A 16,516-nucleotide genomic window follows, 5' to 3' on the forward strand; every position below is an offset into this window, starting at 1 on the left:
ATCATCGCCAGCCGAAATTCAGCCTTGCGCGTTTAACCTATCGCAATGGCCCGCTACGCTGCCCCGACCAAGAACCGCCTCCCCGCCGCACTTGCCGCGGTGGCGATACCCGGCGCGTTGCTGTGGGCGCTCGTTACCGGGCTCGGCGTGCGGTTCGACCCGGAGGCCAGCAATCCGCTGGACCTGTTCACCGTCACGCCCGAAAAGCCGCCCGAGCCGACCCCGCCCAAGCCGAAGACGGTCCAGCCCAACCGCGCGCCCGACCTGCGCAAGGAAGCCGCCGCCTCGCCGCCCAACCTGCGCAGCCGCGCCACCGACATTGTCGCGCCGAAGGTCGAGTTGCCCGTCCCCGTGCCCCCGCCACCGGTGGTGGTGGCACCCGCGCCCTCGGTCGGCGTCCAGGCGACGACCGGCTCTGCGCCGATCGCGGGTCCGGGGACGAGGGCGGGCGGTGTCGGCGACGGCCTGGGCAGCGGTGACGGCGGTGACGGCGACGGCGGTGGCGGCGGGGGCCGCGAAGAAACGCCGCCACGCTTCCGCAGCGGGCGTATCAGCGATGCCGACTTCCCCGATGCCCTGCGTGAAACCACCCGCGGCGGCGTGGTCGGCGTGCGCTACACCGTGCGCACCGATGGGCGCGTCGCGAACTGCCGCATCACCCGGTCGAGCGGCGAGCGGCTGCTCGACCAGGCGACCTGCCGGCTGATCGAACAGCGTTTCCGCTATCGCCCCTCGCTCGACGGCTATGGCCGGCCGGTCCAGGCCGACATCGTCGAGAACCACGAATGGATCAACGAGATGACGGAAGAGGACTTCCGCGAGCCGCCGCGTGAAGAGCGGCGGCGGCGGTGGTATTGAACGGGCAACCGGCCTTCGTCATTCCCGCGACGGCGGGAATATATTCTGGCTGATGGTGGCGGGTTTCACGACGACCAGCGACTCCCTGCGCGGGGATGACGAAGGTTGGCGGGCTGGGCGTCAGCCTCCCCAGTCCCCCGCCGCTGCCATCCACACCGCGATCGCCGCCGCCGCCGCGGTGTCCGCCCGCAGGATCCGAGGGCCCAGCGACACGCCGACCGCGCCGGGCACCGCGCGGACCGCGTCGCGCTCGTCGGTCGTGAAGCCACCCTCCGGGCCGATCAGGACCGCCGCCGGTCCCGGCCGCGCCCGCATCGCGTCATAGGCCGGCACGCCGCCCGTCTCATCCGCGAAATACAGGGTGCGCGCCGGGTCCCAGTCGCGCAGCACCGCGGGCAGCTTGGCGAGATCGGCCAGTTCCGGCACCGCCGTCCGTCCGCACTGCTCCGCCGCTTCGATCATATGCGCGCGCAGCCGGTCGAGGTTTACCCGATCGACCACCGTCCGCCGCGTCTCGGCCAGCACCAGCCGCGCGACGCCCAGTTCGCACGCCTTTTCCGCCAGCCAGTCGATCCGCCCCTTTTTCAGCGGTGCCGCGACCAGCCACAGGTCGGGCACCACTTCGGGCGGGCGCAACCGCTCGCGCACGACCAGCGTCAGGTCGCGCTTGCCGACCACTTCCGCCACGGCCAGCCATTCGCCGCTGACCCCGTCGAACAGCTTCACCGGATCGCCCGCCTTCGTCCGCATGACGGTGCCGAGATAATGCGCCTGCCCGCCCTCGATCCTGACCGCGGTGCCTTCGGACAGCGGTGTCGCGACGAACAGGCGCGGGGTCGATTGCGGCGGCCAGGCGGGGGTGGCGATCATGATGGTTCAGATGCCCAGTAGATTGTACTTAGTCGAGAGGGGTCACTTCTTCCCCGCGACCCGCGTCCACACCTGCTGCTTGCAGCCCAGCCGTCCGAACAGGCAGCCTTCGCCGACCAGCGTGTTCGCGCCCTCCAGCATGATCGTGCCCGAGACGCTGCGGTCGATGTCGGGGACGTAGACCTCGCCCTCCCAAACGCCGTCCGGGCCCTGTTCGAAATTGCGGAACAGCTGCGCGCCGACCAGTTGACCACCACGCTCGGCGACATCCGCCTTAGCCTTGGCATTCGCCCAGACGACCGTACCGCACATCGCCCCACGACCGCACGGCGCGGTCCGAATGTGGACGCTGTTTGCGGCGTTGCGCCACACGCCCTGCCATTTAGGCGCAGGGGCGGACCCAGCCGGGGTGGCGAGCAGGGCGGCGGTGAGCAGGGACAGGGCGATACGCATGGGCGAACTTTCCACAACAGACAGACGCGGCAGCTTTACGCTGCCTGCTTGAACAAGGCCTGTCCGGCCGGAGGGTTCCGCCACGAACCATTTTCCTACATCGCGGCAATCTGCCACAGGGCGGGGATGGTCCGTCGCCCGCCCCGCACAGCCGTTCGATGCCGATCGATGACAGTGTCGCACGTCTCAACTTTCTCAACTTCCGCGCGATGAAGGCGCCGCAGATCGTCCCCGACAGCGAACACCGCGGGCTGGTCGGACGCCTGCCGCCACGGGTGCGCGCCTATGCCCTGCTCGCTCGGTTCGACCGGCCGATCGGGTGGTGGCTGCTGTTCTGGCCCGGCGCCTGGGCAGTGCTGCTCGCGGGGGGCTTGCAGGCGCGCTGGCCGCTGATCGGGTGGTTCCTGCTGGGCAGCATCGCGATGCGCGGGGCGGGGTGCGTGTACAACGACATCGTCGACCGCGATCTCGACGCGCAGGTCGCCCGCACCGCCAGCCGGCCCGTGGCGAGCGGCGCGGTGTCGGTGAAGGCGGCGTGGGCGTGGCTGGTGGCGCTCAGCCTGATCGGTCTGGTCGTCCTGCTGCAACTCGACCTGCCCGCGGCGATCGTCGCGCTGGCCAGCCTCGCGCTGGTCGCGGCATACCCCTTCATGAAGCGGATCACCTGGTGGCCGCAGGCGTGGCTGGGGATGGTGTTCAGCTGGGCGGCGCTGGTCGGCTGGGTCGAGGTGACAGGGGGGCTCAGCCTGGCGGGCGCGTTGCTCTACGCCGGATCGATCGCCTGGGTGATCGGCTACGACACCATCTACGCGCTCCAGGATATCGAGGATGACGCGATGGTCGGCGTCCGATCGTCGGCGCGGGCGATGGGCGCGGCGGTGCGCGGCGGCGTTGCGGGCTTCTACGCCGCCGCGGTCGCACTGTGGGCAGGGGCGGTGTGGCTGACGCGGCCCGATCCGCTGGCGCTGGTCGCGTTGTTGCCGATCGCGGCGCATCTCGGCTGGCAGGTCGCGACGCTTAGCCCTGCGGATGGCGCCAATGCGCTTGCCCGGTTCCGGTCGAACCGCAACGCCGGGCTGCTGATGGCGCTGGCGTGCGCCTGCGTCGGCACGGTGCTTTGACCTTGAGCCCCCGGCTCCCTACCTGCCACTCATGCTGACCGCTTCCCAAGCCACCGATCACGCCCATCGCATCGTCGAGCGTGCCCGCGCCGCCGGGGCCGATGCCGCCGATGCCGTCTTCGTCGCCGACGGGTCGACCGCGGTCCAGGTGCGCGACGGTGCGCTGGAGGACGTCGGCCGGTCGGAAAGCTCGGAGCTTGGCCTGCGGCTGTTCGTCGGCACGCGATCGGCGAGCGTCGCGACATCCGACTTGTCCGACGACGCGCTCGACACGCTGGTCGATCGCGCGGTGGCGATGGCGCGGCTGGCGCCGGAGGACCCGTGGGCCGGCCTGGCGCCCGTCGAGCGGTTGTTGAAGGGCACGGCGCCCGACCTCGACCTCGACGACGGCGGCGATCCTGCGCCCGACGCCCTCAAGGCCCGCGCGCTGGCGGTCGAGGGCGCGGCGCGCAGCGTCGCTGGCGTGACCAAGAGCGACGGCGCGAGCGCATCGGCGTCGCGCATCGTCATCGGTCTGGCCACCAGCCATGGCTTCGCCGGCGGCTACACGCTCAGCAGCTACGGTCAGTCCGCATCGCTGCTCGCCGGGCCGACCGGCGCGATGGAGCGCGATTACGCTGCGCACAGCGCGCGCCACCAGAGCCTGCTCGAGGCGCCCGAGGCGACCGGGCGGCTGGTGGGCGAGCGCACCGCCGCGCGGGTCGGCTCGGGGCGGATCGCCGGTGGCGCGATGCCGGTGGTGTTCGACCGGCGCTTGTCGGGCGGACTGCTCGGCGCGCTGCTTGGTGCCATCGCCGGTCCGGCGATCGCGCGGCGGACCAGCTTCCTGCTCGATGCGATGGGCAAGCGCGTGTTTCCGGCCGGCGTCACCATCGTCGATGATCCGCACCGGCCGCGCGGCCTGCGCTCTCGGCCGTTCGACGGCGAAGGCCTGCCGGTGTCGCCGACCGAGATCGTCCGAGACGGCATGCTGGAGACGTGGCTGCTCGACAGCGCCTCGGCCCGGCAATTGGGGCTGGAGCCGACCGGGCATGCCACGCGCGGCGTCGGCTCGGCACCCGGCATCGGTGCGACCAACCTCTACATGGCCGCAGGCCATGTGCCGCGCGACACGCTGATCGGCGAGATCGACCGCGGCGTGCTGGTGATCGAGACGATCGGCCACGGCATCAACGGCGTGACCGGCGACTATTCGATGGGCGCGGCGGGCTTCCTGATCGAAAACGGCGAAGTGACGCGCCCGGTCAGCGAATTCACCATCGCCGGCAACCTGCGGGACATGTTCGCCGCGCTGACCCCGGCGAACGACCTGGAATTCCGCGGCAGCATAAATGCGCCGACGCTCCGGATCGACGGGATGACGGTCGCCAGTGCCTGACGTCGTCACCGCCATCGTCGCGGCCGCGCACGAAGCGGGCGCGCTTGCCATGCAGCGGTGGGACGAAGGCTTCGAGACGTGGGACAAGGCGCCTGGTCATCCGGTCTGCGCGGTCGATCTGGAGGTCGATGCGCTGTTGAAGGACCGGCTCGCGGCGATCGATCCCGACGCGGCGTGGCTGTCGGAGGAGACGGTCGACGATCCCATCCGGCTGGGCAAGCGCCGGCTGTGGGTGGTCGATCCGATCGACGGCACGCGCGACTATATCCGCCGCCGGATCGGCTGGTGCGTATCGGTCGCGCTGGTCGAGGACGGGCGGCCCGTCGTCGCGGTGCTGGCCGCCCCCGCCCGCGACGAGCTGTGGAGCGCGACGCTGGGTGGCGGGGCGGTGCGCAACGGGGAGGCGCTACGCGTCGCCGCTCGCACCCAGCTCGCCGGTAGCCGCGCCCCGACCGACAGCCTGCCGCGTGAAGATCGCGATCTGGTCGTCGTCGCCAAGCCCAACTCGATCGCGCTGCGCATAGCGATGGTCGCGGCCGGAGAAGCCGACCTGCTGGCGACGCTGCGCTGGGGCAACGAATGGGACATCGCCGCCGCCGTCCTGATCGCGCAGGAGGCCGGCGCGACGGTGACCGACGCGTTCGGTGGGCGGCTGGAGTTCAATACGCCCAGCGCCAAGGCGTTCGGCGTGCTGGCGACCGCGCCGGGCATCCACGACGCGGCGGTCGAGCGATTGGCTGAGCGGGCGGCGAAGGCGGCGGGTTAACCCTCCACCCCATCCTCGCGGTAGCGGATCTGCAGATAGCGCTCGCGAGTCGACAGGCGGTCGAGGTCGCCCTGCGCGAGGCTTGCCGACATCTCGCCGATCTCCTCCTCGATCAGCTTCAGCCCGTCTGTCAGTTGCTGGTCGGGCGTGCGCCCGTTACGTGGGGTCCGGCGCAGGGGTTCTGGGACGGCGGCGTAGCCCTTGACCAGTTCGGGCAGCTGCTCGCCGATCAGCTTGCGCAGTTCGACCGCGAGCGGTGCGCCATCGTCGAGGGCGGTCAATTGCGGCCCGAGCGTATCGAGCCGGACGCCGATCGCGTCGATCAAGGTCTGGGCAGGGGCGGGCAGGGCCGGGCGCTGGCGATCGAGCCAGGCTTCGGTCTGCACGGGCAGCGTGCGCAGGGGCGCGGAGGGTAGCGCCTCGGCCTTCACTTCGGGCACGCCGGGCGCGATCGCGAGCAGGACCGTCGCCGCGATCAGTAGTGCCATGACCGCCAGTGCGCCGAACATGCCGAGCGGAATGAAGAAGCCGACGACGATCGCGCCGATCACGATCATCGCATCGACGATCGCGATCCGCGCGACGCGCTTACCGATGTCGCTCTGGCGGCTCTTGCGCGACCGCATCGACGCGCCCCGCGAATTGGCGCGGGTGCGATCCAGCATTTCGGTGGAGCGCGCGATCTGGTCGTCGACCTGGCTCATCGGATCAGAGCGATTCCAGCTTGAACTGATCGGTCGCCGGACCCGCCACCCTGGCCTGCGCCTGGCCCTCGGCACGGGCGATATAGCCCTTCGATTTCTCGACCTCATTCGACAGGGTGGTGACCGTCGTCTTCATACTGTCGAGCGCTTTCAGCTTGAATACGTCAATCGCGTCCATCGTGTCGTAGATGTTCTGGAACGCGCGCTGGAGCGTCTCGATCGGGATGGTTGAGGCGGCGGCCTGTTCGTGGATCGTCGCGGTCTGCGACTTCAGCAGCTTGCCGGTCGAATCGATAATGTTCGCGGTCGTGGTGTTGAGCGCGGTGATCTGCTCGAGTACGAGGCGCTGATTGGTCAGCGCCTGCGCGACCGTCACGGCGGTGCGCAGCGCGGCCACCGTCGTGGTGCTGGCGCGGTCGACGCCCTTCACCAGTTCGACATTGTTCTTCTTGACCAGATCGAGCGCCAGATAGCCCTGCACCGTAACCGCCATCTGGGTCAGCAGGTCCTGCGTGCGCTGGCGGGTATAGAACAGCGCGGTCTCGCGGATCGCCTTGGCCTTGGCGGGATCGCTGTGGTCGAGATCGTTCGCCTTGTCCTCCAGCGCCTGGTCCATCGTCTTCGACAGGTGGATCATCTGTTCGAGACGCCCCATCGCGTTCCACAGATTCTGGCGCTCCACGTCGATCGCGGCATTGTCCATGAGGAGCTCGTCCTTGCCCGAGGCGAGGCTCTTCAGGATGGTCGAGATGTGCGTCTGCGACGATTTATAGCCGTCGAAATAGTCGCGCATCTTGTTGCCGAAGGGGATGATGCCGAACAATTTCTTGGATGACGTGAGGCTGCCCTGCTTGCCGGGATCCAGGTCTTCGATCGTCCGGCGCAGCGCGGCGAGATCGGCGCCGACGCCGCTGTCCTTGTCCATCGCCTTGACCGGGCGATCGAGGAAGCGGTTCGACTGGCCCGCCGCCTCGCGGATTTCACGCGCGCCCATCGCGGTGATGGCATCGACCCGCTTGCCGAATTCGGGCGAATTGACATCCTGCGCGACCAGGTCGGTCACGAAGGTATCGACGCGCTCCTCCAGCTTCGACCGGGTACCGGCATCGACCGGGACCAGTCCGGCAGCCTTTTCCGCCTGAACGGTGGGCACCGGATCGGGCGGGGTGAGCGTCAGGGTCGGTTCGGCAGTCGTCGTCTGGGTGGCCATGATCGCCCTTATCCTTTGTGCACTAGACACATAATACAGTTTGGCTGGCTGACAATGCTGGATACCGCTGCTATATATCAACCGCAAGGAGGCGGTGCGCGATGAACGACCTGAGCAACACGCCCAAGACCGCAAAACTGTTCTGGAGCGGGCGCAGCCAGGCGGTGCGCCTGCCCAAGGAATTCCGGTTCGAGGGCGAGGAAGTTCGCATCCGCCGCGAGGGGGGGCGTGTGATTCTGGAGGCAAAGGACGCGAACGATCTGTCGTGGATCGACCGCGTTTCCGGCAGCTGGGACGAAGATGCCGCGCAAGCAGCGCTCGACCGGCCCGGCCCCGAAACCATGCCAGAACCGCCCTTGTTCGACTGATGCGCTTTCTGCTCGACACCAATACCATCGTTGCGCTGACGCGACATCAGCATCCCGTGGTCCGTGACCGGATCGCCCTGCATTACGGAACGATCGGGCTGTCGACGATCGTGGCGCATGAACTTGCTTATGGCGCGTTCGTCAGCGACAGGCCCGAGCATCATTTGCGGACGATCGACGATCTCCCGTTCGAACGCCTGGACTTCACGGAGAATGACGCCCGTGCCGCGGGAGATGTCCGCGCGACGCTTCGTAAAGTGGGAACCGCGATCGGTCCGTACGATACCCTGATCGCCGGTCAGGCGCTTGCCCGCAGCCTTACGCTCGTCACCAACAACACCCGTGAATTCGCCCGCGTCGCAGGTTTGCGGGTCGAGGACTGGACCGCGGCCTGACCCCACCCCTTCCCGCAACGCAGCATTTGCGCTAAGGGCCCGCCCGTGAACGCCCGCGACTTACCGCGGCGCATCCCGGGATTTTCGATGAACCTCCGCAATATCGCCATCATCGCGCACGTCGATCATGGCAAGACGACGCTGGTCGACCAGCTGTTCCGCCAGTCGGGCACCTTCCGCGACAACCAGCGCGTCGAAGAGCGCGCGATGGATTCGAACGATCTCGAAAAGGAGCGCGGGATCACGATCCTCGCCAAGCCGACGTCGATCGAATGGAACGGCACGCGGATCAACATCGTCGATACGCCCGGCCACGCCGACTTCGGCGGCGAAGTCGAGCGCATCCTGAGCATGGTCGACGGCGTCGTCCTGCTGGTCGATTCGTCGGAAGGCGCGATGCCGCAGACGAAGTTCGTGACTGGCAAGGCGCTGGCGCTGGGCCTGAAGCCGATCGTCGTCGTCAACAAGGTCGACCGTCCGGACGAGCGCATCCAGGAAGTGCTGGACGAAGTGTTCGATCTGTTTGTGACGCTGGAAGCGACTGACGAGCAGCTCGACTTCCCCGTTCTCTACGCCTCGGGCCGCAACGGCTATGCCAGCGACGATCCCACGCGCCGCGAAGGTACGCTGGAGCCGCTGTTCCAGAAGATCGTCGATCACGTGCCGCCGCCCTCGCTCGATCAGGACGCACCGTTCAGCTTCCTCGTCACGCTGCTCGACCGCGACAATTTCCTTGGCCGCGTGCTGACCGGCCGCGTCCAGTCGGGTGTGGTCAAGGTCAACCAGCCGATCCACGCGCTCGACATGGACGGCAAGGTGATCGAGACGGGTCGCGCGTCGAAGCTGATGAGCTTCCGCGGGCTGGAGCGCGTGCCGGTCGAGGAAGCGCGTGCCGGCGACATCATCTCGCTGGCGGGCCTCAGCGTCGCGACGGTGTCGAACACCATTTGCGATACCGAGGTATCGATCCCGATCCAGGCGCAGCCGATCGATCCGCCGACGCTGTCGATGCGCTTCGCGGTCAACGATTCGCCGATGGCGGGTCGTGAGGGCACCAAGGTGACCAGCCGCATGATCCGCGACCGCCTGATGCGCGAAGCGGAAACCAACGTCGCGATCAAGGTGACCGAAGCGGCCGACAAGGACAGCTTCGAAGTCGCCGGCCGCGGCGAACTTCAGCTGGGCGTGCTGATCGAAACGATGCGGCGCGAAGGCTTCGAACTCGGCATCAGCCGTCCGCGCGTGCTGTTCCGCGACGAGAACGGCCAGAAGACGGAGCCGTACGAAACGGTCGTCATCGACGTCGACGAGGAACACTCCGGCACGGTCGTCGACAAGATGAACCAGCGCAAGGGCGAGATGACCGACATGCGCCCGTCGGGTGGCGGCAAGACGCGCATCACCTTCTCGGCGCCGTCGCGCGGCCTGATCGGCTATCACGGCGAATTCCTGTCCGACACGCGCGGCACCGGCATCATGAACCGGCTGTTCGAGAAGTACGGCCCGCATAAAGGCCAGATCGAAGGCCGCAAGAACGGCGTGCTGATCTCCAACGGCAACGGCGAAGCGCAGAGCTATGCGCTGGGCCCGCTCGAGGATCGCGGCATCCTGTTCGTCGGTCACGGTGAGGCCCTGTACGAGGGCATGATCATCGGCGAGAACGCCAAGACGGAGGACCTGGAGGTCAATCCGATGAAGGCGAAGCAGTTGACCAACTTCCGCGCATCCGGGGGCAAGGACGACGCCGTCCGCCTGACTCCGCCCAAGAAGATGACGCTGGAACAGGCGATCGCCTACATCGACGACGACGAGATGGTCGAAGTCACGCCGACGAAGATCCGTTTGCGCAAGCGTCACCTGGACCCGAACGAGCGCAAGCGCGCCAGCCGCGCCAAGGCCGCCTGAAGCGACGCCACAGCGCCAGCTGCGGCTGGCGCCCACTCAGGCGGCCCGGCCGGCGTCGCCAAAGCGACGACCGACGACGCTGCTTTGCCGCGGCGCGACTGAACCAAATAAACGGCCGGCGGCAACGCCGGCCGTTTTCATATCATCGTCCGGTCGGCGCCACCCGCCAGATCGTGTTCGCGAGATCGTCGGCGACGTAGAGCGCGCGGCGTTGCGGATCGAAAGCCACACCCACCGGGCGGCCGCGGGCCTTGTCGCCGGTGATGAAGCCGGTCACGAAATCCTGCGGCGGGCCGGCGGGCCGGCCCTTTGCGAACGGGATCCACGCGACCTTGTATCCGGCCAGGTCCTGGCGGTTCCAGCTGCCGTGTTCGCCGACGAAGGCGCCGTTGGTATAGTTGCCGCCGAAGCCGCCGTTCCGAGCGAACGACAGGCCAAGGGCGGCGACGTGGCTGCCCAGCGCATAGTCCGGCCGCGTCGCCTTGGCGACCATGTCGGGGCGTTGCGGGTGGACGCGCGGGTCGGCGTTCTGGCCCCAGTAGCTGTAGGGCCAGCCATAGAAGGCGCCGGGGCGGATCTCGGTCATATAGTCGGGCACCAGCCGCGGCCCTAGTTCGTCGCGTTCGTTGACGACCGACCACAGCGCGCCCGTTTCCGGGTTGATGTCGAGCGCGGTGGGATTGCGGATCCCGGTGACGAGCGTGCGGCGCGCACCGGTCGCGGCATCGATCTCCCAGATCACCGCGCGTTCCTCCTCCACCTCCAGCCCACGTTCACCGACATTGCTGTTGGAGCCGATGCCGACGTACAGGCGCCGGCCGTCGGGGCTGACCGTCAGCGACTTGGTCCAGTGGTGGTTGACTTCCGACGGCAGCTTCGTGATCCGCTCGCCGCGCGTCAGCCGCGTCGCGCCGTCCTGGTACGGAAAGCGGAGCAGGTCGCCCTGGTTGGCCACGTAGACATAGCCATTGGCAAAGGCGAGGCCGTAAGGCGCGTCGAGGTCGGAGATGAACACCGTCCGCACGTCCGGCCGCCCGTCGCCGTTCGTATCGCGCAGCAGCGTCACGCGGTCGCCGCCGGGCACGCTGGTCGTCCCCAGGCTCTTGATATAGCCCGCGATCACGTCCTTCGGGCGGAGCGCCGACGCGTGACCGCCGCGCCCCTCGGCCACCAGCAGGTCGCCGTTGGGCAGCACCAGCATCTGGCGCGGAATGGCGAGATCGGTGGCGATCGCGGTCGCGGTGAAGCCTGCGGGGACGGTCGGCACCGCATTGCCCCACCCGATCGGCTTGGCGATCTTCATCGGCGGGACGAGCGTCTGGTCCTGCGCGGGCAGTTGCGGGTCGGCGCCGGTTTGGTTCAGGTCCTGCGGCTGGCCCCCGCACGCGGCGAGCGCCAGCGGGAGGGCGAGCGCGACGATCTTGCGCGAGGTCATCGAACCATCTCCCGATCGACGGTGGCGGAAAAGCCGATCCAGCCGGCGACAAGGATCAGGCCGGTCGAGGCCAGCGAAAGCAGCAGGCCCAGCATTCCGACCGACGCCCAGGCGTCACGGCTATGCTGGAACGCGTTGACGAGGCCGAGCACCCAGGCGACCGCAAGGCCGGCGAAATACAGTCGCGCCGGTCCACGGTTGCGCCGCCGGAGCAGCAGCAGGAGCGACCAGAGCAGCACCGGCCCGCCGAAGACGAGCGCGAAGGTGATCATCCATGCCGCGAAGTTCGACCACTGCATCTCGGCCGTGTTCAGATAGGCGATGTCCGACACCAGCGCGCCGGTGAATAGCACGACGGGAAAGGCGAGCAGGATCGCGTGCAGCGGATGGAGCAACCCCGGTCGGGTGGCGGCGGGCATAGGCGGTCTCCGACGCCGCCCGGTTCTAAAGCGGCTCGAAGGGGGCAATGTGTGGGCGCGGGATTGGTTGCGTGGGCGAACACCGCCAGCCACTCACACCGTTCGTGCCGAGCGTGTCGAAGCACCGCCTTGGTCTTCGACCGGTCGGCATATGACAAGAAGGACAGCCCTTCGACAAGCTCAGGGCGAACGGGGGAGGTGGAGACGGTTACTCCACGACGCGGTGCAGCGCGCAGACCTTGTTGCCGGCAGGATCGCGCAGATAGGCGAGGTACAACTTGCCGAAGCCGCCGTCACGGATGCCAGGCGCATTCTCGATAGCAGTGCCGCCATGAGCGACACCCGCCGCGTGCCAGGCGTCGGCCGCTTCGGGGGACGCGGCGGCGAAGCCAATCGTGCCGCCGTTGGCGTGGCACGCCGGCTGGCCGTCGATCGGCTTGGTCAGCAACAGGGTCGCGCCATCGTGCCGGTACACCACGCGGCCGTAGGGATCGACGCGGCCGGGCTTCGCGCCGAGTGCGCCGAGCGTTGCATCGTAAAATGCCTTGGACGCTTCGATATCGTTCGCGCCGAGCATGATGTGACTGAACATGGTTTTGCTCTTCTTCTGTTTTGAAGTATCCGTCATTCCCGCGAAGGCGGGAATCCATCTCCCGGATTGGCCGCGGGGCTGGAGCGGGAGATGGACCCCCGCCTGCGCGGGGGTGACGATGATTAGTACACCACCACCGATCGAATGCTTTCGCCCGCGTGCATCAGGTCGAAGCCCTTGTTGATCTCTTCGAGCGACAGGACGTGCGTGATCATCGGGTCGATCGCGATCTTGCCGTTCATGTACCAGTCGACGATCTTCGGTACGTCGGTGCGCCCCTTGGCCCCACCGAACGCGGTGCCGCGCCAGTTGCGGCCGGTGACAAGCTGGAACGGGCGGGTGCTGATCTCCTTGCCCGCCTCCGCCACGCCGATGACGATGCTCGTCCCCCAGCCGCGGTGGCAGCATTCGAGCGCGGTACGCATGACCTCGGTATTGCCGGTGCAGTCGAAGGTATAGTCGGCCCCGCCGTCGGTCAGCGCGGCGACCGCCGCGATCGTCTCCTCGCGGCTCAGCCCGCGCGCGTCGATGAAGTCGGTCATGCCGAACTGACGGCCCCAGCTTTCGCGGTCCGGGTTCAGGTCGACGCCGACGATGCGGTTCGCGCCGACCATCCGCGCGCCCTGGATGACGTTCAGGCCAATGCCGCCCAGGCCGAAGACGACGACAGTGTCGCCCGCCTGGACCTTTGCGGTATTGGTCACCGCGCCAACCCCGGTCGTGACGCCGCAGCCGATGTAGCAGCTCGTCTGGAACGGGGCGTCCTCGCGGATTTTCGCGACGGCGATTTCGGGCAGGACGGTGAAGTTCGAAAAGGTCGAGCAGCCCATGTAATGGAAGATCGGCTGCCCCTTGTAGCTGAACCGCGTCGTGCCGTCGGGCATCAGGCCCTTGCCCTGCGTCGCGCGGATCGCGGTGCACAGGTTGGTCTTGCCGCTGAGGCACGACTTACACTGGCGGCATTCGGGCGTGTAGAGCGGGATGACGTGGTCGCCCGGCGCCACGCTGGTCACGCCAGCGCCGACCTCGCGAACGATGCCGGCCCCTTCATGGCCCAGCACGCTCGGGAAGATGCCTTCCGAGTCGAGCCCATCCAGCGTGTAGGCGTCGGTGTGGCAGATGCCGGTCGCCATGATCTCGATGAGGACTTCGCCGGGCCTGGGGCCTTCGAGATCGAGCTCGACGATCTCCAGCGGCTTTTTCGCTTCGAACGCAACGGCGGCGCGGGTCTTCATGTTTCAGTCTCCGGTAGTCGCGGAATCGGTAGAAGAAAGGACGGCCCTTCGACAAGCTCGGCGCGAACGGGGTAGGATGGCGCCATGTCGAAAATCACCTATCGCAGCTATCTGCGCCTGCCCGAGCTGCTCGACCTGCAATCGCCGCTTTCCGAGGCGCATGACGAACTGCTGTTCATCGCCATCCACCAGTCGAGCGAGATATGGCTGAAGCTGTGCCTGCACGAACTGCGCGCCGCGCGCGATGCGCTGATCGTCGATGACGTGAACACGGCGTTCAAGATGATGAGCCGCGTCGCGCGCATCCAGGCACAGCTGATCCAGTCGTGGGAAGTGCTCGCGACGATGACGCCGGCCGATTACACCGCGATGCGCGGGACGCTCGGCACGTCGAGCGGGTTCCAGTCGGACCAGTATCGATCGATCGAATTCCTGCTGGGCAACAAGAAGCCCGAAATGATCGACGTCCATGCCGGCGAGCCCGAGGTCGCCGCGGCGCTTGCCGGGGAGCTGGCGCGGCCGAGCCTGTATGACGAAGCGCTGCGCCTGCTCGCACGTCGCGGCTTCGACGTGCCCGCGGACCGGCTGGAGCGGGACTGGACCCAGCCCTATGCGGCATCGCCCGCGGTCGAGGCGGCGTGGGCGGCGGTCTATGCCGATGCCAAGACGCACTGGGACATGTACGAGCTGGCCGAGAAGCTGGTCGACCTGGAATATCACGTCCAGCTGTGGCGCTTCGGGCATCTGAAGACCGTCGAGCGGGTGATCGGGTTCAAGACCGGGACCGGCGGGACGGCCGGGGTCGCGTATCTCGCCAAGGTATTGGAGCAGGGGTTCTTTCCCGAGCTGTTGAGCGTGCGGACGGCGTTATGACGATGCGCGACACCGGCGTTTGCGCTGCCGCGTGCCGCTCGCTCAGTTCTTCATCCGCCATCCGCTCTTGAAGATCCACGCGATCACCGCGAGGCAAACGCCCATGAAGCCCGCGGTGAACCCTAAGCTCCACGCGATGCTGACGTCGCCCTGGCCGAAGAAGCTCCAGCGGAAACCGCTCACCAGATAGACGACCGGGTTGAAGAGGCTGACGGTGCGCCACGGTTCGGGCAGCATCGAGATCGAGTAGAAGGCGCCACCAAGGAAGGTGAGCGGGGTGATGAGAAGCGCGGGGACGAAGTTCAGCTGTTCGAAACTCTTTGCCCAGACGCCGATGATGAAGCCGAACAGGCTGAAGGCGACGCTGGTCAGGATCAGGAACGCGATCATCGCCAGCGGGTGTTCGATTCGCAAATCCACGAAGAACGCCGAGGTGGCGAGGATGATGAGGCCGAGCACGACCGACTTGGTCGCCGCTGCGCCGACATAGCCCAGCACCATCTCGAACGCGGAGATGGGGGCCGACAGCAGTTCGTAGATCGTGCCGGTGAATTTCGGGAAATAGATGCCGATCGAGGCATTGCCGATGCTCTGGGTCAAGAGCGACAGCATGATGAGGCCGGGGACGATGAACGCGCCGTAGCCGACGCCGTCGACCGCCTGCATCCGGCTGCCGATGGCGCCGCCGAAGACGACGAAATACAGGCTGGTGGTGATGACCGGGGTGACCAGGCTCTGCCACAGGGTGCGCAGCGCTCTCGCCATTTCGAAGCGATAGATCGCCCAGATGCCGTGGGTGTTCACTTTTCAAATCCTCCCCGGCACGGGGAGGGGGACCGCCGCCGCAGGCGGTGGTGGAGGGGGTTGCCCACCTGCCAGCCCACTCGTCGCACGCGCCCCCCCCCCCCCCCCCCNATGCTGCGCATGGTCCCCCTCCCCGCGAGCGGGGAGGATATGTGTGCCGCCCATCACGCCGCCTTCTTCGCGGTTAGGTCGACGAAGATATCCTCCAGGCTGGATTTCGACGTCTCCAGGTCCTTGAAGCCGATCCCCATTTCGCCGAGCTTGCGCAGCAGCGACGGGATGCCGGTGCGTTCGGCCTGCGCGTCGAAGACGTAGCGCAGCGTATGGCCGTCGTTTTCCAGGCTGAGGTGCCATTCCGCCAGCTCCGGCGGGATCGCGGCCATCGGGTCCTGCAACGCCAGGTCGAGCTCGCGCTTGCCGAGTTTCGCCATCAACGCCGCCTTTTCCTCGACCAGCAGCAGCTTGCCGCCGGTGATGACGCCGACGCGGTCGGCCATTTCCTCGGCTTCCTCGATGTAATGCGTCGTCAGGATGATCGTGACGCCGCGTTCGCGCAAACCGCCAATCAGCTTCCACATGTCGCGGCGCAGGGACACGTCGACGCCGGCGGTGGGTTCGTCGAGGAACAGGATGTCGGGTTCGTGGGCGAGCGCCTTGGCGATCAGCACGCGGCGCTTCATGCCACCCGACAGTTCCATGATCTTGGCGCCGCGCTTCTCCCACAGCGACAGGTCGCGCAGCAGCTGTTCGATGTAGTTGTCGTGCGCGGATCGCCCGAACAGGCGGCGGCTGAACTTGACCGTCGCCAGCACGGTTTCGAACATGTCGACCGACAGTTCCTGCGGCACCAGCCCGATCATCATGCGCGCGGGCTTGTAGTCCCGGATCGCGTCGTGTCCGCCGACGGTGATGGTACCGGCCGTCGGCGTCACCACGCCGCAGATGGTGTTGATGAGCGTCGACTTGCCCGCGCCGTTGGGTCCCAGCAGCGCGAAGATTTCACCCCGGCGGATGTCGAGCGTGACGTCGTCGAGCGCGTGATGGCCGGAGCCATAGGTCTTGCAGACGCCGCGAACGGCGAGGATCGTGTCCGGCATGGCTGGCCCCTTTGCTTGCCTAGCTAGGGTGCG

Annotated in this window: 18 protein-coding genes; 8 read left to right on the forward strand and 10 right to left on the reverse strand. The window is 67.5% G+C overall.

Features of this window, described 5'->3' with window-relative positions:
* Positions 1-45: 45 nt before the first annotated feature.
* Entirely contained in the window at positions 46-858 is an 813-nt protein-coding gene (locus ASE86_RS15625; protein ID WP_082441659.1) for an energy transducer TonB, read from the forward strand.
* Positions 859-978: 120 nt separating this feature from the next.
* Here ASE86_RS15625 and ASE86_RS03905 read toward each other — a convergent pair whose 3' ends face one another.
* Both ASE86_RS03905 and ASE86_RS03910 read right to left on the reverse strand, forming a co-directional pair.
* Positions 979-1,728, reverse strand: coding sequence for a 16S rRNA (uracil(1498)-N(3))-methyltransferase (locus tag ASE86_RS03905; protein ID WP_056422599.1), 750 nt, complete (start codon positions 1,726-1,728; stop codon positions 979-981).
* Between the two features lie 42 nt (positions 1,729-1,770).
* A complete protein-coding gene (locus tag ASE86_RS03910) occupies positions 1,771-2,181 on the reverse strand; it encodes a DUF2147 domain-containing protein (protein ID WP_056422602.1) in 411 nt (136 codons plus the stop codon).
* A 209-nt stretch (positions 2,182-2,390) separates the two neighbouring features.
* Between ASE86_RS03910 and ubiA the strand changes: the two genes are divergently transcribed.
* Genes ubiA through ASE86_RS03925 form a run of 3 tightly spaced genes read left to right on the forward strand, consistent with a single transcriptional unit; the run spans position 2,391 to position 5,446 of the window.
* The gene (ubiA, locus tag ASE86_RS03915) at positions 2,391-3,302 is read left to right on the forward strand and encodes a 4-hydroxybenzoate octaprenyltransferase (RefSeq protein WP_056426564.1); all 912 of its coding nucleotides are present in this window, start codon (positions 2,391-2,393) and stop codon (positions 3,300-3,302) included.
* 31 nt (positions 3,303-3,333) lie between these two features.
* The gene (locus tag ASE86_RS03920) at positions 3,334-4,680 is read left to right on the forward strand and encodes a TldD/PmbA family protein (protein WP_056422605.1); all 1,347 of its coding nucleotides are present in this window, start codon (positions 3,334-3,336) and stop codon (positions 4,678-4,680) included.
* A complete protein-coding gene (locus tag ASE86_RS03925; RefSeq protein ID WP_056422608.1) occupies positions 4,673-5,446 on the forward strand; it encodes a 3'(2'),5'-bisphosphate nucleotidase CysQ in 774 nt (257 codons plus the stop codon). Before ASE86_RS03920 ends, ASE86_RS03925 begins: the two co-directional genes overlap by 8 nt.
* Here the strand turns inward: ASE86_RS03925 and ASE86_RS03930 are convergent.
* Both ASE86_RS03930 and ASE86_RS03935 read right to left on the reverse strand, forming a co-directional pair.
* Positions 5,443-6,150 carry a hypothetical protein gene (locus tag ASE86_RS03930; RefSeq protein WP_056422611.1) on the reverse strand — a complete coding sequence of 236 codons (708 nt, stop codon included), beginning with the start codon at positions 6,148-6,150 and terminating at the stop codon, positions 5,443-5,445. The genes ASE86_RS03925 and ASE86_RS03930 overlap by 4 nt on opposite strands.
* 4 nt (positions 6,151-6,154) lie before the next feature.
* Positions 6,155-7,360: a toxic anion resistance protein gene (locus ASE86_RS03935; RefSeq protein ID WP_056422615.1), complete on the reverse strand. Its 1,206-nt coding sequence runs from the start codon at positions 7,358-7,360 to the stop codon at positions 6,155-6,157.
* Positions 7,361-7,461: 101 nt separating this feature from the next.
* Between ASE86_RS03935 and ASE86_RS03940 the strand changes: the two genes are divergently transcribed.
* The 3 genes from ASE86_RS03940 (at position 7,462) to typA (ending at position 10,028) form a co-directional block, all read left to right on the forward strand.
* Entirely contained in the window at positions 7,462-7,728 is a 267-nt protein-coding gene (locus ASE86_RS03940) for an antitoxin (protein ID WP_056422618.1), read from the forward strand.
* Positions 7,728-8,123: a type II toxin-antitoxin system VapC family toxin gene (locus ASE86_RS03945; protein WP_056422621.1), complete on the forward strand. Its 396-nt coding sequence runs from the start codon at positions 7,728-7,730 to the stop codon at positions 8,121-8,123. The genes ASE86_RS03940 and ASE86_RS03945 overlap by 1 nt, the downstream gene beginning before the upstream one ends.
* Positions 8,124-8,210: 87 nt before the next feature.
* Positions 8,211-10,028 carry a translational GTPase TypA gene (typA, locus tag ASE86_RS03950; RefSeq protein ID WP_056422624.1) on the forward strand — a complete coding sequence of 606 codons (1,818 nt, stop codon included), beginning with the start codon at positions 8,211-8,213 and terminating at the stop codon, positions 10,026-10,028.
* Positions 10,029-10,170: 142 nt separating this feature from the next.
* Here typA and ASE86_RS03955 read toward each other — a convergent pair whose 3' ends face one another.
* The 4 genes from ASE86_RS03955 to ASE86_RS03970 all read right to left on the reverse strand — a co-directional run bounded on the left by ASE86_RS03955 (position 10,171) and on the right by ASE86_RS03970 (position 13,709).
* A complete protein-coding gene (locus ASE86_RS03955; protein WP_056422627.1) occupies positions 10,171-11,463 on the reverse strand; it encodes a PQQ-dependent sugar dehydrogenase in 1,293 nt (430 codons plus the stop codon).
* Positions 11,460-11,882, reverse strand: coding sequence for a DUF2231 domain-containing protein (locus ASE86_RS03960; protein WP_056422630.1), 423 nt, complete (start codon positions 11,880-11,882; stop codon positions 11,460-11,462). The genes ASE86_RS03955 and ASE86_RS03960 overlap by 4 nt, the downstream gene beginning before the upstream one ends.
* 208 nt (positions 11,883-12,090) lie before the next feature.
* Positions 12,091-12,474 carry a VOC family protein gene (locus tag ASE86_RS03965; protein ID WP_056422633.1) on the reverse strand — a complete coding sequence of 128 codons (384 nt, stop codon included), beginning with the start codon at positions 12,472-12,474 and terminating at the stop codon, positions 12,091-12,093.
* Positions 12,475-12,596: 122 nt separating this feature from the next.
* Positions 12,597-13,709, reverse strand: a complete 1,113-nt coding sequence (locus tag ASE86_RS03970; protein ID WP_056422636.1) for an S-(hydroxymethyl)glutathione dehydrogenase/class III alcohol dehydrogenase — start codon at positions 13,707-13,709, stop codon at positions 12,597-12,599.
* 84 nt (positions 13,710-13,793) lie between these two features.
* Here ASE86_RS03970 and ASE86_RS03975 point away from each other — a divergent pair, with 84 nt between their 5' ends.
* A complete protein-coding gene (locus ASE86_RS03975; protein ID WP_056422638.1) occupies positions 13,794-14,582 on the forward strand; it encodes a tryptophan 2,3-dioxygenase in 789 nt (262 codons plus the stop codon).
* A gap of 42 nt (positions 14,583-14,624) precedes the next feature.
* Here the strand turns inward: ASE86_RS03975 and ASE86_RS03980 are convergent, their stop codons facing one another.
* On the reverse strand, positions 14,625-15,386 hold the full coding sequence (locus tag ASE86_RS03980; RefSeq protein WP_056422640.1) for an ABC transporter permease: 762 nt from the start codon (positions 15,384-15,386) through the stop codon (positions 14,625-14,627).
* 164 nt (positions 15,387-15,550) lie between these two features.
* A complete protein-coding gene (locus ASE86_RS03985) occupies positions 15,551-16,483 on the reverse strand; it encodes an ABC transporter ATP-binding protein (protein ID WP_056422643.1) in 933 nt (310 codons plus the stop codon).
* Positions 16,484-16,516 lie beyond the last annotated feature (33 nt).

The organism is Sphingomonas sp. Leaf33 (assembly GCF_001421785.1).
Taxonomy (GTDB): Bacteria; Pseudomonadota; Alphaproteobacteria; order Sphingomonadales; family Sphingomonadaceae; genus Sphingomonas.

Excerpts from the sequence above, each read along its gene's own strand:
- ASE86_RS15625 (WP_082441659.1), top strand. The coding sequence starts at position 46 with ATGGCCCGCTACGCTGCCCCGACCAAGAACCGCCTCCCCGCCGCACTT.
- ASE86_RS03905 (WP_056422599.1), bottom strand. The coding sequence starts at position 1,728 with ATGATCGCCACCCCCGCCTGGCCGCCGCAATCGACCCCGCGCCTGTTC.
- ASE86_RS03910 (WP_056422602.1), bottom strand. The coding sequence starts at position 2,181 with ATGCGTATCGCCCTGTCCCTGCTCACCGCCGCCCTGCTCGCCACCCCG.
- ubiA (WP_056426564.1), top strand. The coding sequence starts at position 2,391 with ATGAAGGCGCCGCAGATCGTCCCCGACAGCGAACACCGCGGGCTGGTC.
- ASE86_RS03920 (WP_056422605.1), top strand. The coding sequence starts at position 3,334 with ATGCTGACCGCTTCCCAAGCCACCGATCACGCCCATCGCATCGTCGAG.
- ASE86_RS03930 (WP_056422611.1), bottom strand. The coding sequence starts at position 6,150 with ATGAGCCAGGTCGACGACCAGATCGCGCGCTCCACCGAAATGCTGGAT.
- ASE86_RS03935 (WP_056422615.1), bottom strand. The coding sequence starts at position 7,360 with ATGGCCACCCAGACGACGACTGCCGAACCGACCCTGACGCTCACCCCG.
- ASE86_RS03940 (WP_056422618.1), top strand. The coding sequence starts at position 7,462 with ATGAACGACCTGAGCAACACGCCCAAGACCGCAAAACTGTTCTGGAGC.
- ASE86_RS03945 (WP_056422621.1), top strand. The coding sequence starts at position 7,728 with ATGCGCTTTCTGCTCGACACCAATACCATCGTTGCGCTGACGCGACAT.
- typA (WP_056422624.1), top strand. The coding sequence starts at position 8,211 with ATGAACCTCCGCAATATCGCCATCATCGCGCACGTCGATCATGGCAAG.
- ASE86_RS03955 (WP_056422627.1), bottom strand. The coding sequence starts at position 11,463 with ATGACCTCGCGCAAGATCGTCGCGCTCGCCCTCCCGCTGGCGCTCGCC.
- ASE86_RS03960 (WP_056422630.1), bottom strand. The coding sequence starts at position 11,882 with ATGCCCGCCGCCACCCGACCGGGGTTGCTCCATCCGCTGCACGCGATC.
- ASE86_RS03965 (WP_056422633.1), bottom strand. The coding sequence starts at position 12,474 with ATGTTCAGTCACATCATGCTCGGCGCGAACGATATCGAAGCGTCCAAG.
- ASE86_RS03970 (WP_056422636.1), bottom strand. The coding sequence starts at position 13,709 with ATGAAGACCCGCGCCGCCGTTGCGTTCGAAGCGAAAAAGCCGCTGGAG.
- ASE86_RS03975 (WP_056422638.1), top strand. The coding sequence starts at position 13,794 with ATGTCGAAAATCACCTATCGCAGCTATCTGCGCCTGCCCGAGCTGCTC.
- ASE86_RS03985 (WP_056422643.1), bottom strand. The coding sequence starts at position 16,483 with ATGCCGGACACGATCCTCGCCGTTCGCGGCGTCTGCAAGACCTATGGC.